General features: G+C 46.9%; 15 protein-coding genes. 6 read left to right on the top strand and 9 right to left on the bottom strand.

Going from position 1 to position 23,514, the window contains the following annotated elements; genetic code table 11:
* Window positions 1–172: 172 nt before the first annotated feature.
* From FEM33_RS24865 to FEM33_RS24885, 5 genes are all read right to left on the bottom strand, one after another.
* The gene (locus FEM33_RS24865) at window positions 173–754 is read right to left on the bottom strand and encodes a DUF4202 domain-containing protein (RefSeq protein ID WP_139014672.1); all 582 of its coding nucleotides are present in this window, start codon (window positions 752–754) and stop codon (window positions 173–175) included.
* Between the two features lie 30 nt (window positions 755–784).
* Window positions 785–1,270: a hypothetical protein gene (locus tag FEM33_RS24870; protein ID WP_229214402.1), complete on the bottom strand. Its 486-nt coding sequence runs from the start codon at window positions 1,268–1,270 to the stop codon at window positions 785–787.
* A gap of 27 nt (window positions 1,271–1,297) precedes the next feature.
* The gene (locus tag FEM33_RS24875; RefSeq protein WP_139014673.1) at window positions 1,298–1,852 is read right to left on the bottom strand and encodes a hypothetical protein; all 555 of its coding nucleotides are present in this window, start codon (window positions 1,850–1,852) and stop codon (window positions 1,298–1,300) included.
* 63 nt (window positions 1,853–1,915) lie between these two features.
* The gene (gene treY / locus FEM33_RS24880; protein ID WP_139014674.1) at window positions 1,916–6,139 is read right to left on the bottom strand and encodes a malto-oligosyltrehalose synthase; all 4,224 of its coding nucleotides are present in this window, start codon (window positions 6,137–6,139) and stop codon (window positions 1,916–1,918) included.
* Window positions 6,140–6,218: 79 nt separating this feature from the next.
* On the bottom strand, window positions 6,219–6,596 hold the full coding sequence (locus tag FEM33_RS24885) for a response regulator (protein ID WP_139014675.1): 378 nt from the start codon (window positions 6,594–6,596) through the stop codon (window positions 6,219–6,221).
* A 190-nt stretch (window positions 6,597–6,786) separates the two neighbouring features.
* Between FEM33_RS24885 and FEM33_RS24890 the strand changes: the two genes are divergently transcribed.
* The 6 genes from FEM33_RS24890 to FEM33_RS24915 all read left to right on the top strand — a co-directional run bounded on the left by FEM33_RS24890 (window position 6,787) and on the right by FEM33_RS24915 (window position 20,345).
* Complete coding sequence (locus tag FEM33_RS24890; protein ID WP_139014676.1) at window positions 6,787–10,995, top strand: hybrid sensor histidine kinase/response regulator; 4,209 nt, start codon at window positions 6,787–6,789, stop codon at window positions 10,993–10,995.
* A gap of 168 nt (window positions 10,996–11,163) precedes the next feature.
* Entirely contained in the window at window positions 11,164–13,146 is a 1,983-nt protein-coding gene (locus FEM33_RS24895) for an alpha-1,4-glucan--maltose-1-phosphate maltosyltransferase (RefSeq protein ID WP_139014677.1), read from the top strand.
* A complete protein-coding gene (treS, locus tag FEM33_RS24900; RefSeq protein ID WP_139014678.1) occupies window positions 13,136–16,471 on the top strand; it encodes a maltose alpha-D-glucosyltransferase in 3,336 nt (1,111 codons plus the stop codon). The genes FEM33_RS24895 and treS overlap by 11 nt, the downstream gene beginning before the upstream one ends.
* Window positions 16,472–16,481: 10 nt before the next feature.
* On the top strand, window positions 16,482–18,413 hold the full coding sequence (gene glgB, locus FEM33_RS24905; protein WP_139014679.1) for a 1,4-alpha-glucan branching protein GlgB: 1,932 nt from the start codon (window positions 16,482–16,484) through the stop codon (window positions 18,411–18,413).
* Window positions 18,414–18,442: 29 nt separating this feature from the next.
* Window positions 18,443–19,240, top strand: a complete 798-nt coding sequence (locus FEM33_RS24910) for an SDR family NAD(P)-dependent oxidoreductase (RefSeq protein ID WP_139014680.1) — start codon at window positions 18,443–18,445, stop codon at window positions 19,238–19,240.
* Window positions 19,241–19,589: 349 nt separating this feature from the next.
* Window positions 19,590–20,345, top strand: coding sequence for a LytR/AlgR family response regulator transcription factor (locus FEM33_RS24915; protein WP_139014681.1), 756 nt, complete (start codon window positions 19,590–19,592; stop codon window positions 20,343–20,345).
* 4 nt (window positions 20,346–20,349) lie between these two features.
* On the opposite strand, the gene FEM33_RS24920 is transcribed toward FEM33_RS24915, so the two are convergent.
* The 4 genes from FEM33_RS24920 to FEM33_RS24935 all read right to left on the bottom strand — a co-directional run bounded on the left by FEM33_RS24920 (window position 20,350) and on the right by FEM33_RS24935 (window position 23,298).
* Window positions 20,350–20,733, bottom strand: coding sequence for a DUF3037 domain-containing protein (locus FEM33_RS24920; protein ID WP_139014682.1), 384 nt, complete (start codon window positions 20,731–20,733; stop codon window positions 20,350–20,352).
* Window positions 20,711–21,508, bottom strand: a complete 798-nt coding sequence (locus tag FEM33_RS24925) for a HipA family kinase (RefSeq protein WP_139014752.1) — start codon at window positions 21,506–21,508, stop codon at window positions 20,711–20,713. Before FEM33_RS24925 ends, FEM33_RS24920 begins: the two co-directional genes overlap by 23 nt.
* A 129-nt stretch (window positions 21,509–21,637) precedes the next feature.
* Window positions 21,638–22,132, bottom strand: a complete 495-nt coding sequence (locus tag FEM33_RS24930) for a hypothetical protein (protein WP_139014683.1) — start codon at window positions 22,130–22,132, stop codon at window positions 21,638–21,640.
* An 11-nt stretch (window positions 22,133–22,143) separates the two neighbouring features.
* The gene (locus tag FEM33_RS24935) at window positions 22,144–23,298 is read right to left on the bottom strand and encodes a zinc-dependent alcohol dehydrogenase (RefSeq protein ID WP_139014684.1); all 1,155 of its coding nucleotides are present in this window, start codon (window positions 23,296–23,298) and stop codon (window positions 22,144–22,146) included.
* Window positions 23,299–23,514 lie beyond the last annotated feature (216 nt).

Genomic DNA, 23,514 nt, shown 5'->3' on the forward strand with positions numbered 1-23,514 from the left:
TGCCGCACAGATTGTTGCTTTACAAAGCTGTTTTTACAAATGCAGCCATGTGATTTTTCATCGCTAATCACCGGGATCCGTTCAGATCAGGCGTTTTTATAAAGTTTTTTTGTCAATAATTCTGAGTACTTCAAACGAATTGCCTGCAGATACTTACTTGCAGAGAAGCTTTTCAGCCGTTCAATGCTTTATGGATCAGCTGTTTTTCTTCATCGCTGTATGGCAGCGAAAGTGCCATGTCTCGGCCGGGCCCGCTCATTTTTGCCCACGTTTTCCGCAGGATGTCAACCATTTTTTCTTCGCTTACCTTTGCAATCAGATCATCAAACTGGTATTGAAGAAAAACCAGGCACAATGCATTTTCCATGGTCTGAACTTCGCTATCCGCCTTGATTTTCTGTTTGAGGATAATTTGCCGTACACGGTCGGTTGTTTCCTTGTCATAGCCCACTGAAGCCAGTATTTCCTCTGCCTTGTGCGCGTGGAATTTCGCCAGATCGCTTCTCCATTTGAGATAACCCGCCCTTCCTTCGGGATACGTATCTCTGGCAATTTCCCACCTGCCGATATGCTGGCTTCTGGATGCCAGCAAAAGGCTTTCACTTGCTTCGGGATCAAGCTTTCTTATCCATTCATATCGTTTTACCGCATAAAAATATTCAGCCGGATAATCCTCGTTTTCCCATTGAAGATGCTCGGGCGACTGCCGGTTGTATGCGTCAAAAAGTTCAAATGCTTTTGCAAGTTTGTCCATGAATGGCCGGTATATACAATGTGGTTAAAGTTATTTTGCTGCCTTGAATTTCAGGGCAATTCTCGTCACGCGCGGATAGTCGTAAGCTGTGCTTTGCGTCTTCATGATAAAAGAACTGCTGCTGACATCGCGGGGTTCAATGGTCCATTCGCCGCCCTTCGCATTTGCATCTGCGGCTCCGACGGTGATATTGGCCTTGTTTTCCTTCCATTTCAGGATAAAAGGCTGGGTCTCTCCTTTGAAAACCCCTGAAAACGTGCCGTCATTTTTCAGTTCTACCGTTTCCATATATCTTTCAAAGTCAACGCCGCCGAATTGCTGCGTCATTTTACCCTCTTTAAAAGTAATGGCGTCATTGACAGAAATTTCGTCAATGCGCCATCGGGATTGGTCCGTTAATATGGAAGCTGCTTCCTGCACATTGTCCGCCGACTGGCTGCAGGCGGACAACAGAAGCAGGAACAGGAATATGCATTTTCTCGGGATCGTCATTTTCGGGATTATATGTGTTTGCACAAATATAATCACATCATTGAAAGTCCGTCACAGGAATGCATTGTTGTTATTGTCACCGGAAACCAGAATCCGCGTTCCGTTGCATTTTCTGAATTCATCGGCAAGGCTTTCTTTGTTCAGGTGACTTTTAACTTCCACGCTGATGATGATACCGCCCTGCTTGATCTTGTCTTCATAATAATCCACATCGTCCTTCGGATAGCCGGAGCCGATAATGGCACCGATGGTTCCGCCCGCCAGACCGCCGGCAGCGGCTCCGGTGAGTCCGGCCAGTAACGGGCCGGCCAGTACAAGCCCTACGCCGGGCAACACCAGATTTGTACCGATTGCAGCAATGACGGTAAGTACGGCGCCGGCGGCGCCTCCTACTATGGCACCGCGCTTCGCATCACCGGCTGCATGTGTTTCTGCCGGATGTTCTTCCAGATCATCTTCAGATTTGTTTTCCGGCTTGGCCATCACCACGGAGATTTCGTCCCGGTCATATCCTTTTTCCAGAAGTGTGCTGAATATATGATCGGCATCTTTGTGGGTTTCAAACAAGCCGGTTACTTTCTCCGATTTAACATTTACACTTTCCATAACAGTAAATTTTTTAAGTGTTACAAAACGCATGATGAATTAAAATTTCATGCCATTAAATACTTAATCCCGGTTGAATAAAACCGTCAGGTCTGCCAGAAACTTCTCGGCATCTTTGGTAACCTGCCCTGGCGTCAACCGCCATGCCCAGTTGTTTTCACTTGATCCCGGACTGTTCATTTTGGTGGATTCGTCCAGGTTCAGAACGTCCTGCATCGGCAGTATTGCTGCTTTTGCAACCGAAGAATAAGCCATACGCGCCATAGCGACATAAAAATTTTCTTCATCGACCGAAGCGGAAATGTAATGTTCGATACGGGCTTTCATTTCATCATCCACCGCCTGCCGGAACCATCCTCGTATGGTGTTGTTGTCGTGCGTTCCGGTGTAAACGATGAAGTTGGGCGTGAAGTTATGCGGTATGTGGTCCGACTGCGGCATGTTTTCGTCAAAAGCGAACTGCAGTACTTTCATTCCCGGCAGTGCAAATTTGTCGCGGAGCCTGAAAACCGCCGGACTGACTTCTCCAAGATCTTCCGCAATGAACGGCAGCCCGCCCAATGCCGCTTCTATTTTCTTGAAAAAATCTTCATCGGGCCCGAGTTTCCACTCCCCTTTTACAGCCGTCTTTTCACCTCCCGGCACTTCCCAGTAATCTGCAAAAGCCCTGAAATGGTCGAGCCGCACGATATCGAACAGTTCTATGTTTTTTGCCAGTCGTTCGATCCACCATTGGTATCCCTGCTGTTTGAGTGCTCCCCAGTTAAACACCGGCATTCCCCAAAGCTGGCCGTCATCCGAGAATGCATCCGGCGGTACGCCCGCAATGCCGGTTATTTTTCCATTTTCATCGACGCAAAAGAATTCCGGATTCGACCATACATCCGACGAATCGTAGCTGACATAAAACGGCATGTCGCCCAATAACTGAATATTCAGGCCGTTGCAGTATTTACGCAGGCTTTTCCATTGTTTATCAAAAATGTATTGCTGCCATTTCACAAACCGGATGTTTTCTGCTTCTGTTTTTTCCAGTTCGTCCAGTGCGGCCTGATCCCGCTTCCGGTATTCATCCGGCCACTCGTACCAGGGCTGTGTTTTATGTTTGGCTTTGAGTACCATATACACGGCAAAATCATGCAGCCATTCTGTATTTTTTTCACAAAATGCTTCGAAATGCTTTTCTTCCTCTGAATCCTGCAGTTCGTTGAACTTGTTGAATGCTTCCTGCAACAGTTCGTTTTTAATTTTGGCAGCCTGTTCATAATCCGCTTCTCCGGTATGCGGCAAGTAATATTCCTGCAATTTTTCACTATCCAGCAAACCGTCTTTGGCCAAAAGCTCCGGACTCACCAGCAACGGATTGCCCGCGCGGCTCGAAAGTGCGCTGTACGGAGAATTGGCCTGTGCATCTTCCACCGGATTGAGCGGCAGCATTTGCCATAACTTCTGATTGCTCCTGCCCAGGAAATCGGCAAATGCATAAGATTCCGGCCCCATGTCACCAATCCCGAATGGCGATGCCAGCGAACTGATGTGCAGCAAAACACCCGCCATACGCTCATTGTCCAGCTTTGATCCTTTCAGCACGGCAAATGGCAGTTCCCTGAAAATATCGCTCATGTTGATCTTGCCCTGGAATTCCAGTTTTTCTTCACTGAAAACATTGTCCCATTCCAGTGAAAGGTTGTCCGGCATGACAATGAGCGTATCTTTCCAGTCGATATCAAAGAAGCTTTTTTGCTGTTCCTTACAGATAATTGCGGTATGCAGCGGTACGATCACGATGTAATAATCTTTCTTCTGCTTGCGCGCAAATGCCAGGATATGATCTTTGTATGCGCCTCTCATTTTCAAAGGAATATAGTCTCCTTTGGTAAACAGAAGCGGGTTTTCCCTGCGCAGCTTAAACAAATGCTGTGTCAGCCAAAGTTTGATCTGTGCATTGTTGCGGTCGTCCCAGAGTTTTTCCAGCAGCCTGTCTGCATCGTAATCGTCCAGTTCTTTCAGCCACTGCTCTCTTTTGGCAAAATCAACAGGCCGGCGGTTGTCCGGATCTACCAGACTGAAATCCCAGAGTTCGCAGCCCTGATAAACGTCCGGAATGCCGGGACATGTAAATTTCAGCACCAGCTGAACCAGTGAATTGATAATGCCGTAATCCGCTATTTCTGCGTTAAATGCCGTGAAGTTGTCAAAGAACGGATGTTCTTTGTTCAGCAGCTGGTCCGCAAATTTCATTACACTGCTTTCGTAAGCTTCATTCGGCTCCGACCAGTTGGTTTCCGTCTTGGCTTCACGAAGCGCTTTCTGAAGGTACTCTCCAAGTCTTTGCTGAAAGTTATCTTCATCTTCGCCCTGCATCGGGTAAGCGCCTGCAAGCGTCTGGTAAATCAGGTATTCATCATTCGCAGTCGGCCCGGGCTGATCTTTTTTCAGATCCGCATTCAGCGCCGTCCATTCCTTTACCTTGGTAATCCATTCTTCACCGATATCCGTCAGTACATTGAGCCTTGCGCGTACGTCCTCGCCTCTTTTTGTATCGTGCGTGGAAGTCGCATTCAGTGCCAGCGGCCAGTCTTTCTGACGTTGGCGCATGCTCTGATGAAAATCCTTGATGCTCATACCGAAACGGTCGGGAAAGTCGCCGACATCGTTATGTCCGATGAAGCGGTTATAGGTATACATCAGCGTGTCTTCTCCGCCTTTTGCCATCAGCGGCCCGGAAAACTGCATCAGCCTCTGGTAAAATTCCAGTGCCTTTGCATTGTATTCTTCATCTCCGTCTGCTGTTTTTTTCAGGATGCTTTCCTCCAGAAAAGCGATGGTTTCCGTCAGGTCTTCGTGATGCTTGCGGACATCTTCAAAAATGGCCTGGATTTCCAGTGTTTCCGTTTCTGACCGCGGCATGCTGTTTCCATAATAGCGGTAAACAGGGCAGTGTATCAGAAATTCACCGATTGTTTTTTTAAGGTTGTCCTTGCCGATTTTCTCAACGGTTTCCTGATCTGCAAGCTGAAGCTCCACGAAAAGCTGATACAGGTTTTCCAGTTCACCGCCCATGTGGTTGTAAAGGATGTCGGATTTCTTGTCCAGCAAATTGGAACGTACCGATTCTGTGTTGCCGGTCAGTTCGCTGTAATAATCGGAGAAAACCTGTTCTGCCTGGCTGTTTGTAAGCAGGTTGTTTAAAGTGGCAAGGAATTCGTATCCGGTTGTCCCTTCAATCGGCCAGGAAGCGGGAAGGTCTTCGTGTTTTTCAAGGATTTTTTCGGCAACGATGTAGGTGTCTTCCCCGGTCAGTGCTCTTATATTTTCAAGGTATGCTGCCGGATCGTACAAGCCGTCGATATGGTCGATGCGGATGCCCTGGAAAATGCCTTCGTCAAGCAGTGTTTTGATATAACGGTGATAATGCTCAAAAACATTTTCGTCCTGAATATTAAGGCAAATCAGACTGTTTACCGTAAAAAACCTTCTGAAACTGATCTGCGCTTCCGTATGTCTCCAGTAGCAGAGTCTGTATTCCTGCTGGGCTGCAAGTGCTTTCAGCATTTCCTTGTCTCCGCTGATCTGTTCCAACCGTGCCGTGATGTAGTTTTTCACCATATCGTTTTTCATCAGCGAAGCAAGCTGAAGCAGAAGCTCGTTCCACCTTTCGGAAAATACTTTCGGGTCTTCCACTTCATGGATTTCGTTCAGCTGCGCTATAAATTGCCCGATGGTCTGCGGTCCTTCCTCTTCGCCTGCGTTCAGAATGGTAATGTACGATTTCAGGTTGACCGGAAAAGAGGTCCCTTCGTAAGTAAGCACCAGCCGGCCGTCCACAAATTCGGTTTTCAGTTTGCCATCCTCGATCACTTCGTCCAGTTCCTTGCCCAGAAAAGGCACCATCATTTTTCCGCGAAACAGCTTGCTGTTGCCCGGCATGTCAAAATAACTGGCAAATACAGACTGCTTTCCTTTTTCAAGCACGTCCATCAGCCACGGATTGGTGGAATGAAATGCCATATGGTTCGGCACGATGTCCTGCAACCATTTTATTTCAAGCTTCTTGAGTTCGCTGCTGAGTTCCCGCAGCTGTTCCTCGGTTCCGATTTCAGGATCAATCACGGATGGATTTACGCCGTCATAGCCATGGGTGCTGCCGGGTGTGGATTCCAGGATCGGAGAAGCGTAAATGGTTCCTATTCCAAGCTTCTGAAAGTAGGGAATCCATTTTTCGAAATCGGTAAAAGAAAATTCTTTATTGAATTGTATGCGGTAAGTAGCTGTAAGATTATTCATAGTACGTCAGAATGATTCCTTGCTTGCATATTAAATATTGTGCCAGTACAAGAATATTCCGCGCAGGAAAATGAGGAATTTACATATTCAGAAGGGATTTTAAAACCGGAATTTCCAATGGTTTGGAAAGCAGCTGGATGATATACGGATTGGCAGTGGCTTTTTCCATATCCGTGACATCAACTGTGGAAGAGATCATGAAAACCTTGATTCTTTCCCTGAGCCCGTCCGGAAGATGTGCATACTTCCCGATAAACTGGAACCCGTTGATCCCAGGCATCTGGATATCCAGCAATATCACAGTCTCAGGCATTTCGGCGGATTGTGTCTCAAGAAAATCCAGTGCAAGCTGTGCCGAATTAAATGTGATGACTTCTGTCGTCAATCCGCTTTTCAGGAGTAATTTCTCCTGAGTAAACAAATCAAAACTGCTATCATCAATCAGAAGAAATTTCATGCGCACAAGAAGGAAAGTTCTCTATAAAGCTATCTGCAAAGACTATCAAGTTCAATCAATTATTAAAAAATAATTTTTATTTCTACATTTATTGCAAATAGTAGAAATACTTCCTATTAGAGTTCTATCTTTAATAAGAACAAATTATTAAATGCAGCCTCAACAAGTAATATTTATTCAATAAAGGATAATGAAAGTATCTCTGCGGGCCGTTTTATTTTTTCTTGTTGTAAGTTACTGCTTACAGGCACAGGAAAAAAACCGTTCGTTCCGGCATCTCACCACAAACCAGGGCCTGTCGCAGAATAATGTGACGAGCATCCAGAAAGACCGCCGTGGTTTTATGTGGTTCGGAACACAGGACGGACTGAATATTTATGACGGTTATAAATTCACCGTATACCGCAATGAACCGCACAATCCCGGAAGCCTCGGCCACAATTACGTTCATACCATTTTTGAAGACAGCAAAGGAAGGCTCTGGATCGGCACCAATTACGGCGGCCTGAGCCTGTACAATCCCGATACCGACCGCTTTACCAATTACACGCACAAGCCCGGTGATGACGCGAGCATCAGCCATAACAATGTAACCTCCATTGCCGAGGACAAGAACGGCAATCTGTGGATCGGTACCGGTGGCGGACTGAATTATTTTGACGTTAAAAAAAGGACTTTCAGGCATTATATCCATCATGAATCGGAGCCGTCGAGCCTGAGTGACAATTTCGTTACCGATGTGCTTGTCACCAGCGACGGTGCCGTTTGGGCCGCAACGAAAAAAAAGGGCCTCGAAATGCTTTCCCCGGACGGCAGCCGTTTCACGCATTTCATGTACGATCCGGCCAACCCGAAATCGTTGAGCAAAAATGAAATCAACAGTATTTATGAAGATGCCGAACATCGTTTCTGGATTGCTACCGAAGGCGGCGGCCTGAATCTGTTCAACAGAAGCAAAGGGACTTTTACCGCTTACCAGCACGATGAAGCAAATCCGCAAAGTCTTTCGCACAATGATGTTTTATCCCTTGCACAGGATAAAAAAGGCCGGTTATGGATCGGTACCCGAAACGGCGGGATCAATATTCTTGAAAAAAACGGCACGTTCAAAAAGTATGCCTTCGATCCTGCCATCAGCAGCGGACTGAACAACGGCTCTATCTATGCGCTGCATTGTGACAATATCGGAACCATGTGGATCGGGACGTACAGCGGCGGCGTGAATGTAATGGATTACGAACCGCAGAAATTTAACCTGTACAGAAGCAATCCGAGCAGGCGGAACGGCCTCAACAATGACAACATACTCACCGTAACCGAAGACAGCGACGGCAAACTCTGGTTGGGAACAGACGGCGGCGGAATTAACGTCTGGGACAGGAAAACCGACCGGTTTACACATTATACGCACAATCCGCTGCAAGCCGGAAGCATTGCCAGCAACTTCATCATGTCGCTGTATGAAGACAAGGATAAAAAAATGTGGATCGGCAATTACAAAGGCGGTCTGAGTATTTTCAACCGGGAAAAAGGCACTTTCCTGAACCTGAACGAGGACAGCAGCATCCGCGACGTCATTCCGTCCAACATCAATTCCATGATCGAGGGCAGCAACGGATTCATCTGGATCGGCACTTCCGCCGGACTTATCCGGTATGACAAGAAAGCAGGAACGTACATTGTCTATAACAGTAATGCAGTCAAACCCGGGCACATCAACAATGACATCATCAAATCGCTCTGCATTGACCGGAAAGGGAACTTATGGATCGGGACGGAAGGCGGCGGGCTGAACCTTTTCAATGAAAAACAGAATACTTTCACGCATTATGCAAACAATGAAGACGATGAAAATTCCATCAGCAATAACCTGGTCAACTGTATTTATGAGGATAAAAAAGGCAATCTGTGGATCGGTACGAGCAACGGACTGAATCTTTTTAATCCGAAGACAGGAAACTTTAAAAGTTACCGGCAGAAAGACGGCCTTCCAAATAATGTAATTCAGGGGATAACGGAAGATTCGCACGGAACGCTCTGGATCAGCACCAACTACGGCATTTCCAACTTCAATCCGGAAACAAAGGTATTCCGGAATTTCGATAACAGCGACGGGCTTCAGGGTACTTCGTTCAACAGAATGTCGGTTTATAAAAATCAGGAAGGCTACATTTTCTTCGGCGGGCAGAACGGCTTCAACTTTTTTCATCCCGACAGCATTCTGTACAACAATTACATTCCGCCTGTTTACATTACGGACTTTCAGATCTTCAACAAATCCGTTTCACTGCACGACGCGGATTCTCCGCTAAAAAAGCACATTACGGCCACCAAGGAAATAACGGTTTCTTACAAGGACCTGATGCTTTCCTTTGAATTTACCGCGCTGAACTATACCATTTCCAGAAAAAACAAATATGCGTATAAACTGGAAGGGTTTGATAATGACTGGATTTATCCGGGAACAACCCGCCGTGCAACCTACACCAATCTTGATCCGGGCGACTATGTTTTCAGGGTAAAAGCCTCCAATAATGACGGCATCTGGAACGAAACCGGAACTTCTGTAAGGCTGCACATCATTCCGCCTTTCTGGAAAACCTGGTGGTTCCGGGTGGCCATGCTGCTGCTGGCTGCCGCGCTGATCATCGGGATATATCATTCCCGAATGGAAGGCGTCAAAAAACAGAAGCTGGAACTGCTCAGTCAGGTTCAGGCAAGGACAAAAGAAGTGATCCGGCAAAAGCAGGTACTGGAAGAACAGGCAGAAAACCTGCACAAGCTGAACAGCGATCTTCAGAAAAAACACATCGAGGAGCAGCTCGCCAGAGAAGAAGCCGAGCGGGCAAACCAGGCCAAAAGCATATTCCTGGCCACGATGAGCCATGAAATCAGGACGCCTATGAACGGTATTCTGGGCATGGCCGCACTGCTTTCACAGACCGCCATGAACGAAGAGCAGGAAGAATACGCCGAAACCATTATGAGCTGCGGCGACGGGCTACTTACGGTCATCAACGACATTCTGGATTTTTCCAAAATCGAGTCCGGCAATATGGAGCTGGAAAACAAACCTTTCGACCTGCATGAATGCATCGAGGAAGTGCTCGGCATCTTTTCGGGAAAAGCTTCCGACCTCGGCTTGGACCTTGTTTATCAGATTGCTCCCGACGTTCCCGGCCAGATCATCGGTGACAATCTGCGTCTGCGGCAGGTCCTGATCAATCTGGTCGGGAATGCGGTGAAATTCACACAGCAGGGCGAAATTCTTGTCAGCGTACAGAACGAAGGCGTGAAAGATGACGGCATGATCCAGCTGAAATTTCTGGTGCAGGATACCGGTATCGGCATTCCGCAGGACAAGCTCGACCTTTTATTCAAAGCCTTTTCACAGGTTGATTCTTCACATACCCGGAAGTATGGCGGTACCGGGCTCGGCCTGGTAATCAGCCAGCGGCTTGTTCAGCTGATGGGCGGGCACATCCATGCGGAAAGCTGGGAAGGAAAAGGAACCGACTTTTATTTCAGCATACACACCAGAGCAAGCGAGCAGGCTTTGCCGCAGTCAGACAGCAATGAAGCCCATGACATTGAAGGAAAACTTGTGCTGGTTGTGGACGACAATAAAACCAATCTCAGGATCATAGAATCGCAGCTCCGGTACTGGAAACTGGTGCCTGTGCTGGCAGCCTCGGGCCAGGCGGCGCTGGACAGGCTGGATCAGTACAACAATATCGAACTGGTCATTACGGATCAGCATATGCCCGAAATGAACGGGCTCGAACTAGGCGAAAAGATCAAAAGCAGATTTCCCAAGCTTCCGATTGTACTGCTCAGTTCGGTGGGTGATGTCGTACGTAAAAACAACCCGGACATTTTCCGTTCCATCCTTACCAAGCCCGTCAAACATCAGAAACTTGTCAAGGTAATCAGAAACGAACTTTCGCAGCGCACTGCTGCAATTCAGCCGGATGTTGCGAACAAAAACCAGCTTTCGGGCAACTTCGCCGAAGATTATCCACTTACCATCCTGATTGCCGAGGACAATCCCATCAACGAAAAACTGTTTGTGACCGTACTCCGCAAACTGGGCTACACCGCGCAGGTGGTGCATAACGGAAGGGAAGCACTGGAAACTGTGCAGCAGCAGTTTTTCGATCTCATTTTTATGGATGTGCAAATGCCTGAAATGGACGGGCTGGAAGCATCCGCACTGATCAGGAAGCTGGAAGTCAGGCAGCCGTTTATTGTTGCGGTTACGGCCAATGCCATGCCGGAAGACCGTGAAATCTGTATCAATGCCGGGATGGACGATTACATTTCCAAACCGCTGCGGTACGAGGATGTGAAAGCGGCTCTTCAGAGAGCATATACTTCGAAACAGCCTATGTACAAGTAGTTTATATTCACGTTGCTGCATATTGCCGGTTTCCTGCGTAGAACGGCCGTTCAAATAATCCGGATTTTCTCTAAAAAACAGTAGAAAACCCGATCAAAGCCAGTCTGCAGGCATGATTTTGATTGTCCTACTATCCATTCGACAAATGAAAACTTAAAAATCGGATCGATGAGTATTCAGGATGGAATAAGACGCGTAATTATCACCAACGTTACACCACAAGTTGAAGGCGGCAAATATCCGGCTAAAAGAGCAATCGGGGAAAATGTACTGATCGCTGCCGATATTTTCGGAGACGGACACGACGTAGTTGCTGCAAGTGTGATTTTCAGGCATGAAAATGACGAATACTGGAGTGACCTTCCCATGAAATATGTCAGTAATGATTGCTGGGAAGCTTCATGGACACCGGAAAATACCGGTTTTTACGAATACAGGATAACCGGCTGGATCGACCATTTCACAACCTGGAAAAAAGGCCTGGTCAAGAAATACGATGCTGGCCAGGATGTTTCTGTCGAAATCCTCATCGGTGTAGAGCTGCTGGAAGAAGCAGCCGAACTCGTAAGTCTGGAAAAGAAGCCTGACTTTACCCGATGGATCAGTGAACTGCAGGATTCCAAAGACAAGGACATTGAACGGGCAATAAGCCTTGCGATCAGCGACGAGGTTGCCAATGCCATGAACAGCATCCGTTTTACGGATCGGATCACAGTATATGACAAAACGTTCCGGTTGGAAGTAGAGCGAAAAAAAGCAGCGTTCAGTTCGTGGTATGAGCTTTTCCCAAGGTCTGCATCCGCAACGCCTGACACTCACGGCACGTTCAAGGACGTTGCCAAACTGTTGCCCCGGGTTGCCAGAATGGGCTTTGATACCCTGTATTTTCCGCCGGTTCATCCGATTGGCGAAATGAAGCGCAAGGGAAAAAACAACTCATTGACTCCGTCGGAAACCGATCCGGGCTCTCCGTGGGCAATCGGGAACCGGCTTGGCGGACACAAGGCGATCCATCCGGAACTGGGTACTGTGGAAGATTTTGAAGAACTGGTTTCACAAGCCAAAGAACTCGGTATCGAGATTGCCATGGACATTGCATATCAGTGTGCACCGGACCATCCGTACGTGAAAGAACATCCACAATGGTTTAAATGGCGGCCCGACGGCACCGTTCAGTACGCAGAGAACCCGCCCAAAAGATACGAGGATATCCTTCCGTTTGACTTTGAAACCGAAGACTGGCAGAATCTGTGGGAAGAACTGAAAAGTGTTATCGACTTCTGGATTGAAAAAGGCGTGCGCGTGTTCCGGATCGATAATCCGCATACAAAGGCATTCGGATTCTGGGAATGGATGATTCGTGAAGTAAGGAAGAAAAATCCGGAAGTACTGTTTCTGGCCGAGGCATTTACAAGGCCGAGGGTTATGGAACGCCTTGCCAAAATCGGTTTCAACCAATCCTATACTTATTTCACCTGGCGAAACAGTAAATATGAAATTGAAAAGTACATGCATGAACTGACCAAAACAGATCAGCAGTACTATTTCCGCCCAAATTTCTGGCCCAATACGCCGGATATATTGCCGCATCATTTGGCCGTTGGCGGCGAAAATGCGCACATTACCCGGTTTTTACTTGCCGCTACGCTTTCTTCCAATTATGGCCTTTACGGACCGGTTTACGAATTCGGCATTAACACACCCCATCCCGGCAAGGAAGAATATACAGACAATGAAAAGTATGAAATCAAGCACTGGGACTGGAACCGATACAGCCGTACGGCCGAGATTATAACACGCGTCAACAAAATCAGGAAAGACAATCCGGCACTGCAGACCACCTGGAACATTGAATTTGCAGACACAGACAATGACATGATCATGTGTTATTCCAAAATCGATGAAGCCAGCAACAATGCATTGCTGATTGCTGTCAACCTCGACTTCTATAATACGCAGGGCGCTCACATAAAAGTACCGATCGAGAAATTCGGGATACATTATGATCAGCCGTACAAGGTCAGCGATATGCTGTCCGGAGAAAAATACAACTGGCAGGGAGCGTACAATTATGTACAGCTGAATCCGTATGAAATGCCTGCACACATTTTAAAAATTGAACCATTGAATACATACCCGCATGGAAAATAAGAATGGAGTACTCGAAAAAAATCTGCAATGGTACAAAGATGCCATTATTTACGAATTGCATATAAAAGCATTCAAAGACGGAAATTGCGACGGAATCGGTGATTTCCAGGGCTTGATGCAACAGCTGGATTATCTTCAGGATCTTGGCGTAACGGCGATCTGGCTGCTTCCTTTTTACCCTTCGCCGCTGCGGGACGACGGATACGATATTTCGGATTATTACTCCATTAATCCTTCTTACGGCGATATTCAGCAGTTTAAGACTTTCCTGAAAGAAGCGCACAAGCGCGGCCTGAAAGTAATTACAGAGCTTGTCATCAACCACACTTCGGATCAGCACCCGTGGTTCCAGCGTGCGAGAAAAGCACCAAAAGGCTCTGATCACCGTAACTATTATGTCTGGACAGACGATCCCAAACAGTTCAAGGATGCTCGGATCATTTTTCAGGATTACGAAAAATCCAACTGGACCTGGGACAGCGAAGCAGGACAATATTACTGGCATCGCTTCTTCCATCATCAGCCCGACCTGAACTACGACAGTCCGCTCGTGCAGGAGGAAATTTTCAAGATCATTAACTTCTGGTGTAAAATGGGTGTGGACGGATTTCGTCTGGATGCCGTTCCCTATCTTTTTGAGAGAGACGGCACCAACTGCGAAAACCTGCCCGAAACGCATGAATATCTTAAGAGACTCAGAAAATATGTAGACGAGCGTTATCCCGGAACTTTGCTTCTGGCAGAAGCCAACATGTGGCCGGAAGATTCCGCAGCTTACTTTGGCGATGGTGACGAATGCCAGATGAACTATCATTTTCCGATTATGCCGCGCATGTTTATGTCGCTGCAGATGGAGGACCGTTACCCGATCACCGACATTTTTGACCAGACACCGGAAATCCCGGAAAACTGCCAATGGGGAATATTCCTGCGTAACCACGATGAGCTGACGCTGGAAATGGTGACGGATGAAGAGCGCGATTACATGTATAAAGTGTACGTAAAAGACCCGAAGGCAAGAATAAACCTGGGAATCAGACACCGTCTGGCTCCTTTGATGGAGAATAACCGGAAGAAAATCGAGTTGCTGAATGCACTGCTTTTTACCTTTCCGGGAACACCGATCATTTACTACGGTGACGAAATCGGAATGGGCGATAACTTTTACCTCGGCGACCGTGACGGCGTAAGAACGCCGATGCAATGGAGCCCCGACCGGAATGCCGGATTCTCGCAGGCGAATCCGCAGCGGCTTTATCTGCCACTGATCCTGGACCCGCAATATCATTATGAATCCGTAAACGTAGAACTTCAGACACGCAATTCATCTTCGCTGTTGTGGTGGATGAAACGGGCGATTAATACGCGCAAGAAATACAAGGCATTCAGCCGCGGCGACATCAAGTTTATCAATTCCGAAAATTCGAAAGTACTTGCATTCACACGTACTTTTGAAGATGAAACCATGCTGGTAATCGCCAATCTTTCGCGTTTTCCGCAGCCGGTAGAACTGGACATTGATCAATACAAGGGTTATCAGCCGGTGGAGATTTTCAGTAAAAACAAATTTCCTGCAATCAAAGACAGTACGCCGTATTTCTTTACACTGGAAGCTTATGCCTGTCAGTGCTTTGTATTGCAGCAGACGCATCCGGAAATTGACAAGAATGAAGAACTGCCGCTTATCGAACTTGCAAAATGGGATGATTTGCTGGAACCGCGCGTAATCGAAAACCTTGAAAATAAAATACTGCCTGCTTACCTGATGAAAATGAGATGGTTTGGCGGTAAAGGCAAAGGACTGGACAGCCTGCGCATTGTTTCCCATGCAACCATTCCGCTTGGCGAAAACCTGCCGAGCTATATTCTTCTGCTGGAAGCTACCTACCAGAATGACCTTCCGGAAATGTATCAGTTGCATATTGCTTTCGGCAAACAGCCTTTTTCATTCCGTGTAAGAGAAGACTGTCCGCAGGCCGTTATTGCACAGATCAAAATTGAAGAGGAAGAAGGGATTCTGTTTGATGCCGTTTACGGACAGGAACTTCAGCTTGCGATGATCAGCAACATGGCAGCGCAGGAATCGGTTGAAACCCGGGACGGACATATCCAGTTTTCAGGAAATGAAGATCTGGAAAGCCACATCCGCGATACCGAGAAGATCAAACCGCGGGTGATGTCTGCCGAACAAAGCAATACTTCACTGGCATTTGACAGCAAGTATTTCTTCAAGCTGTACCGGAAAGTGGATCGTGCCATTAACCCGGATCTGGAAATTACGCACTTCCTGACGCACGAAGCCAAATTCCCGAACATTCCGGCATTTGTAGGGTCCATTGAATGGAAAAACAACAAAGATTCCATGGTACTGGGCATGATGCAGGAAATGGTTCCGAGCAGTACGGATGCATGGGCGAATATGCTGGACAGGCTTAATGATTTCAATGAAAAAATCCTGATGGGCAGCAACATTCAGCTGCCGACAGAACTGGTCGGAACTTTGATCGATCCGGTTGGCTATGAGGATATTCCGGGTGTGTTGAAAGATTTGCTGGACGTTCCTACCGCCGAACAGATTTCGCTTCTGGGCGTAAGAACGGCTGAAATGCACCTTGCACTTGCTTCGGGAACGCATTTGCCGGATTTCAAACCGGAGGAATTCTCATTGCATTATCAGCGGTCAGTCTATTCCTCTTTGCAGTCGCTGGTACGTGTTGCTTTCCAGAGCCTCAACCGAAACAGCAAGAAACTGGACCCGGAAGTAAAACAGGAAGCCGATGAAATCCTGCAGATGAAAGAAGACATCCTGACAGAACTCAAAAAGGTGTATTCGCACAAAATCGATACTTCCAAAATCCGTATCCATGGTGATTACCATCTCGGACAAGTGCTGTTTACAGGAAAAGATTTTGTAATTCTTGACTTTGAAGGCGAACCTGCAAGAAGTTACAGCGAAAGAAGACTGAAGCGTTCTGCATTGCGTGATGTGGCGGGAATGCTCCGTTCGTTCCACTATGCAGCCTACGGAAGTCTTTATCTGGACAATCAGGTCCGTACGGAAGATATCGAGAAACTCATTCCTTACGTGGAACAGTGGTATCATTACATGAGCGGAATTTTCATGAAATCGTATCTTGAAACGGTAAAAGACAGTCCGATTATTCCGCAGAAAAAAGAGGATCTTGGCATTCTACTGCAGACATTCCTGCTGCAAAAAGCTATTTATGAACTTAATTATGAGGTTAATAACAGGCCGACATGGGTTATGGTACCGCTGAGAGGAATCAAATCCATCATGAAAAAGGCAGAACCTGCGACCGTATAAACTTTTGACTATGACAGATCATAAAACGGAATCACCGGCATTACTGACCGACTTTGATATAAGCCTGTTCCAATCAGGTACACATTACCGTATCTATAATAAACTCGGTTCGCACATTACCGAACAGAACGGCGTGAAAGGAACCAGTTTTGCTGTCTGGGCGCCCAACGCAACTTACGTTTCAGTTATCGGCAATTTCAATGGCTGGACGCGAAACAGTACGCCTCTTCAGCCGCGCCATGACCATTCGGGAATCTGGGAAGGATTTATCCCGGATATCGGGAAAGGTGAATATTACAAGTATTTCATTCGCTCGAATAACGGGTACGAAGTTGAAAAAGGCGATCCGTATGCCTATCACTGGGAAACGCCTCCGCATACCGCCACCGTAACGTGGGACCTTGACTACGAATGGAACGACACTAGCTGGATGCAGAGCCGCAAAGCGGAACATGCCATGCGCAAGCCAATTTCGGTTTACGAAATGCATATCGGTTCGTGGCGGCGTGTGGATGAGGAAGAAGGCCGGTTTATGACTTATCGTGAACTTGCAGCCGAGCTTCCCGAATACTGTAATTATATGGGATTCACACATGTGGAGTTTATGCCCGTTATGGAACACCCTTTTTACGGATCTTGGGGTTATCAGCTTACAGGCTACTTTGCACCTTCCAGCCGCTTTGGAACACCGCAGGATTTTATGTTTCTTGTAGATGCCCTGCATCAGGCGGGAATCGGCGTCATACTCGACTGGGTTCCCTCCCATTTTCCTACCGACGAACACGGACTGGGTTATTTTGACGGCACGCACCTTTACGAGCATGCCGATCCCAAGAAAGGTTTTCATCCGGACTGGAAAAGTTCCATTTTCAACTTCGGCAGAAATGAAGTAAAGTCTTTCCTGATTTCCAATGCCATTTACTGGCTGGACAAATTTCATATTGATGCCCTGCGTGTAGATGCCGTGGCTTCGATGCTTTATCTCGATTATTCAAGAAAAGAAGGAGAATGGATTCCGAATGAGTTCGGCGGCAGGGAAAACCTGGAAGCCATCGACTTCATACGGTCATTCAATGATGCCGTGCATACCTATTTTCCGGATGTATTCACCGTTGCCGAAGAATCAACGGCCTGGCCGGGCGTCACCAGCCCGACCAACCAGGGCGGACTCGGCTTTGACATGAAATGGATGATGGGCTGGATGCACGATACGCTCTCCTATTTCCAGCTTGACCCTGTATACCGCACGCATCATCAGGGACAGCTTACTTTTAGCATCCACTATGCTTTTTCGGAAAAATTCACCTTGCCGCTGTCGCATGATGAAGTTGTTTACGGCAAGCATTCGCTGATCAACAAAATGCCGGGCGACAACTGGCAGCAGTTTGCCAACCTGCGGCTTTTATATGCTTATATGTATGGCCATCCGGGTGCAAAGCTGTTGTTTATGGGTGCGGATTTTGCCCAGCGCCATGAATGGCGTCACGATTTCAGTCTGGACTGGTCAGAAAACAACAATCCTGCGCATACGGGTATTCAGCATGTTCTCAGAGACCTGAATGCATTGTATAAAGAGCAGCCTGCACTTTACGAAAACAACTTTTCGGCAGAAGGCTTTGAATGGATTGATAATCAGGATGCGGCAAATTGTGTCATGAGCTGGATGCGGAAGGGCAAAAATGAAGCAGACAACCTGATTTTTGTGGCCAACTTCACGCCTATCGTACGGAACAATTACCGGATCGGCGTCGGCAAACCGGGCTATTACAAGGAGATATTCAACAGTGATAATTTGAAGTATGGCGGAGCCGATATAATCCATACAGACGAGCTGGAAACTTATCCGGTTCCTAAAAATGGAAAAACGCATTCTATTCCGCTGACATTACCGCCCTTAGGCATAATTGTATTAAAGTACGTGCGGGAATTCGAATGGCTTTAAATTAATTGTTAACCTAAAATTGGAACGTTATGTCTGCTAGTCAAAAATATGCTTTGATAACCGGTGCAACAAGCGGTATTGGTTACGAACTTGCTCTGCTATTTGCCAAAAACCAGTATAACCTCGTTATTGTGTCACGTGACCAGCAGCAGCTGGAAATCAGAGCGGAGGAGTTCAGGCAACACGGAATTCATGTTGTCCCGATTGCAAAAGATCTGTTTATCAAAGACGATGCTTTTTCACTTTGTCAGGAAGTAAGAAACCAGGGTATTGAAGTAGAGGTACTTGTAAATAATGCAGGACAAGGTGTTTACGGGTTGTTCAAGGATACGGAAATTGAAAGAGAGCTGGATATTGTAAATCTGAACATTGCTTCGGTTATTATCCTTACAAAATTCTTTCTGCGGGATATGATCAGCCGCAATTCCGGTAAAATCCTGAATGTCGCCTCTATTGCCAGCAAAACACCTGGACCCTGGCAGTCTGTTTATCATGGGACAAAGGCTTTTGTACTTTCTTTTTCCGAGTCGATCCGGGAGGAAGTAAAGGAATATGAAATTACAGTGACTGCGCTGATGCCGGGCGTTACAGATACTGATTTTTTCAATAAAGCGGATATGACAGAAAGCAAGGCAGTTCAGGATGAAAGTTCCATGGCTGACCCTGCCGATGTAGCCAAGGACGGTTACGATGCCCTGATGTCCGGAAAAGACAAGGTCATTTCAGGGTTCAAGAACAAGGTTCAGATCGGAATGAGCAACATTTTGCCGGACACGGTTGTAGCGCATAACATGAACGAAATGCAGAAGCCTGTTGACAGCAAGTAAAAACGTTGTACATACTGAAAATCCCGGGAACCTCCTTCCCGGGATTTTTTTATGCATTTTAGCCGGAGAAATTTCAGTCGGGGAAAAATTACTCCAAACCCGAACATACATTTACAGCATTTAAAATGACCGTTACTGCTCGCTATATGAAACAGAAAATGCAGGGATGGCTTTCAGAATATTCCAGCAAGTATTTACAGTAAATTACCTTTCAGTAATCAGAACCGGCCACCAAATAAATGAATCCTGCTATATGGGTGAAATTAGTATAAATTATTGCCGCTATTGACTACGTGACTGTTACGCAGCAATATTTATCATTTATTTTCTAATATATCAGACTAACGTTATGATCAAAGCCTTGATTATTGATGACGAACTGAAAGCCAGAAATGTTCTCCGGCATTATCTTGACAATCTTGTAAGGGAAAGCTTTGACATCCGGGATGCCGATTCGGTACAGTCGGCACTGACGGTGCTGGATACCTTTATGCCGGACGTTGTTTTTCTGGATGTTGAAATGCCTTTTCAGAACGGGTTTGACTTCATCAGTGCCAGAAAAGATCCGCCGTACGATATTGTATTTACCACTGCTTACAACCAGTATGCCATTCAGGCCATTCGTTTCAGTGCACTGGATTATCTGCTGAAACCAGTTGACCCTGACGAACTGCAGGCAGCCGTAGAAAGGCACGTTGAGAAAGCACGTCTGAGAGCCATCGAGTTGAATCAGGAACTATATGATAACCTTGTCCAGAATATTGAAAAGAAAGATATCCGGGATTTCAGGCTGGCGGTCCCGTCCAGTGAGGGCGTTTTTTTCTTTACACTGGACGAAATTCTCCGGCTGGAAGCAGACAAAAATTATACGGCCATTCACCTGGTCGGGAAAAAGCCGTTTCTTTCCAGCAAGACGCTCAAACATTTTGATGACATGCTTGGGGAATTTAACTTCATCCGCACGCATAAATCACATCTTGTCAATCCGAAATACATCAAGCAGGTTACGCATAACAACCAGTTCGTGCTGCTTTCCGACGGATCAAAGGTGGAAGTTTCCCGTCGTAAAAAGGAAGAAGTCCAGCAACATCTGAACCTTCGCTGACTGTTTATCCAATCTGCTGTTCGAACAGACGCTGCAACGTTTCATCCGGATCTTTACAAAAGCCCGGATGAACTTTTGAAGATTGTACAACCGTGCTTCGTGTAGCCGTAAGCCAGCGGAAACGTGATGAAAGCGGCAAAGACCCGATGGGGCCGCCTGCTTTTCTGCCCTCGCATATACGCCTCAGCGCATCGAGGTAATCCATGATTTCCTTGATGTCGATGTTTTCTGAAAAAGCACACAAGCGGGCTTCGTTCACCTTAAAAACAAATTGCAGGTAATTTTTTCCGGGACAGTACAGAATAACCCCGACATTCATAAATTCCTCGCGCTCCACCCTTGGTACAACACGTATCACGGCGTACTCAAACAAGTGATTCTCGTGCATTTTGTGCTCCTTTTACAAAGATTTCAGAAACAGAAAGCCGCAGTTCCAGAAAGCGGGCATAGGCATTGCGATGCGCCTCGGCGGACTCAAAAGGCGAATCGGCGAGCAGCCATTCATCCGGGATGAGTGCAACAACAGACCTGATTTCATCTGCGTTCAGTATTTTTCTGAAAGCAGCGTCGGCATCGTCCATTTGGGTAGCATTGCGAAGCAGTACATGATCTTTCACCTGCGCAAAAGGCCGCTGTGCCTGCTCTTCCCAGTTCTGCCAGGAATGATGGAAATAGAGCGAAGCGCCGTGATCAATCAGCCACAACTCTTTATGCCACATCAGCATATTGGTATTTCGCGCGGTTCTGTCCACATTGGTAAGAAAGCTGTCCAGCCATACGATTCTGGAAGCAAGCTGCGGATCAACAACCGTAACGATGGGATCAAACGTAATAGCGCCCGACAGGTAATGCATGGCAAGGTTCAGTCCGGTACTCGATCGGAGCAGATCCTGAATTTCTTCATCCGGCTCTGTTCTTCCAAAAGCTTCATCCAGACTGGCAAATACGATTTCCGGAACCCTGAACCCCAGAAGGCGGGCCAGTTCGCCGCCGATCAGTTCGGCAATCAATGCTTTCGGCCCCTGCCCGGCTCCGCGAAATTTAAGAACATACAGGAAATCATCATCTGCTTCTGCAATGGCCGGAAGCGATCCTCCTTCACGCAGCGGCGTTACATAACGCGTTACATTTACAGTCCTGAGCCGGGAATAATTCGGGTTCATTGCAATTTTGTAGTCATTCAATGCCGGCAAGATAAAAATTTTTAACAAAACAACTTCCTGCCGTTTAAAACAAAGCCGCATAAAACTCCTTTGCAGAAAAGAATTTTATGCGGGATATGCTGTTCTCAGTTAATCTTCATCCTGGTCGCCGCTTCTCATCCATGCAACCAGAAGCGCCGTAACGGCAACACCCACCAGTACTTTTTTGGCAAAGCCTGCGGGATTATGCTTCAACTCCGATTTGACACCAAGTTCGTCAATCAGATTGGGAATATGTCCTTTTCTTAAATCATCGGCAATACCTTCCAGCATATTGATGCGGTCGGCAAGGATAAGCGGCAGCCAGTGTGCAAAGCTCGCCTCACTGTATTTGAATGCAAACCGCCTGATTTTTCCGCTTAAACCGCTGGGCGGCGTAGAAGTGCCGAATACGGTGGTAAGATCCGGTCTTTCAATGGACTTAAGTACTTCGACGGTCTGAACCTGATGTGCGGGACGTTCCCAGTACATGCCTTTGTTATCGTTTTCGGTCCTTCTTTTCATCGGGTAAGCCGGAACATCAAGCGGATCAGCATCCACGCCCCATCCCTTGATATGGCTATGATCAATGGCTGTATTTTTCATATTCGTTTGATTTAAATTCTGGCTGATGGCGGTATAAGTATGGTTTTGATACAGTTGTCAAGCTTGGCCGAGAAGATATGATATGCATCTCCTACTTCTTCCAGCGGAACCCTGTGCGTAATAATTGCTTTCGGGTCCAGTCGTCCTTCCTTGACGTGCTCGATCAGTCTTGGCAGCAGCCTTTTAACAGAGGCCTGGTTAGCACGGATTGTAATGCCTTTGTTCACGACATTTCCGATTGGAATCAGGTTACCCGTTGGTCCGTACACGCCGACAATCGATACAATACCTCCTTTTTTTACCGAGTTGATCGCCCAGTGCAGGGCAGTAGCTGCGCCAGCCTGAAGCATGAGTTTTACGCCGGTGATGGTCTGCATGGCACTTCCTGCGGCTTCACAGCCTACGGCATCGATACAAACATCGGCACCAATCCAGTCTGTTGTCTTTTTAATAAACAGAACCGGATCTTCCAGCGAGCGAAAATTGTAGGCTTCACACTGCGCGTAGTTCTTGACAAATTCCAGACGGTACTCGATATGATCAATAACAATCACACGTCCTGCACCAAATAGCCATGCGCATTTGGCAGCCATAATTCCGACCGGACCGGCTCCGAAAACCACAACGGTGTCACCCGGTTTGATACCGCCCATTTCCGCTGCCTGATAGCCCGTCGGAACCACGTCCGTTAATAAAACGGCATCATCCGGATGCATTTCGGATGGAATTACAGTCGGGCCCACATCGGCATAAGGAACGCGGACGTATTCTGCCTGGCCGCCGTCATAACCACCGGCCGTGTGCGAATAGCCGAAAATACCGCCAACCGCAGTTGCCTGCGAATTGGATTCATGACAGTTTCCATACAATTGCTGCTCGCAAAACACGCACTTTCCGCAGGCAACGTTAAAGGGAACAATCACGTGATCTCCAACTTTAAGGTTCTGAACGGACGGCCCGATTTCCTCTACAATGCCGATGAACTCATGGCCAAATGTCATTCCAACTCTGGTATCAGGCACAAGTCCATGATACAAATGTAAATCGGACCCGCAGATACATGATCTTGTAACACGAACAATTGCATCTTCCGGATGCAATATTTCAGGGTAAGGCTTGTGATCTGCCCGGACTCTGTATGGCCCGCGGTAATTCATTGCTAACATAAATCCTCCTTTCTGGTTTGGTGAGACATTGTTTCTGAACAACCTTTTAATAGAATTCACCATATGTATAAAAAAGCGTTCCAATGTTAACGGTATATCATATTGGTAGAGATCGTGCTTTCCGCATCATGCCTTTTCAAAATCGCTGTTGCACGGCATCAGACTGGAACGGTATTTTACATCTGCTCATTGTCATTACAAATGTGAAAACCTTAA

The organism is Dyadobacter flavalbus (genome assembly GCF_006149045.1).
Lineage (GTDB): Bacteria > Bacteroidota > Bacteroidia > Cytophagales > Spirosomataceae > Dyadobacter > Dyadobacter flavalbus.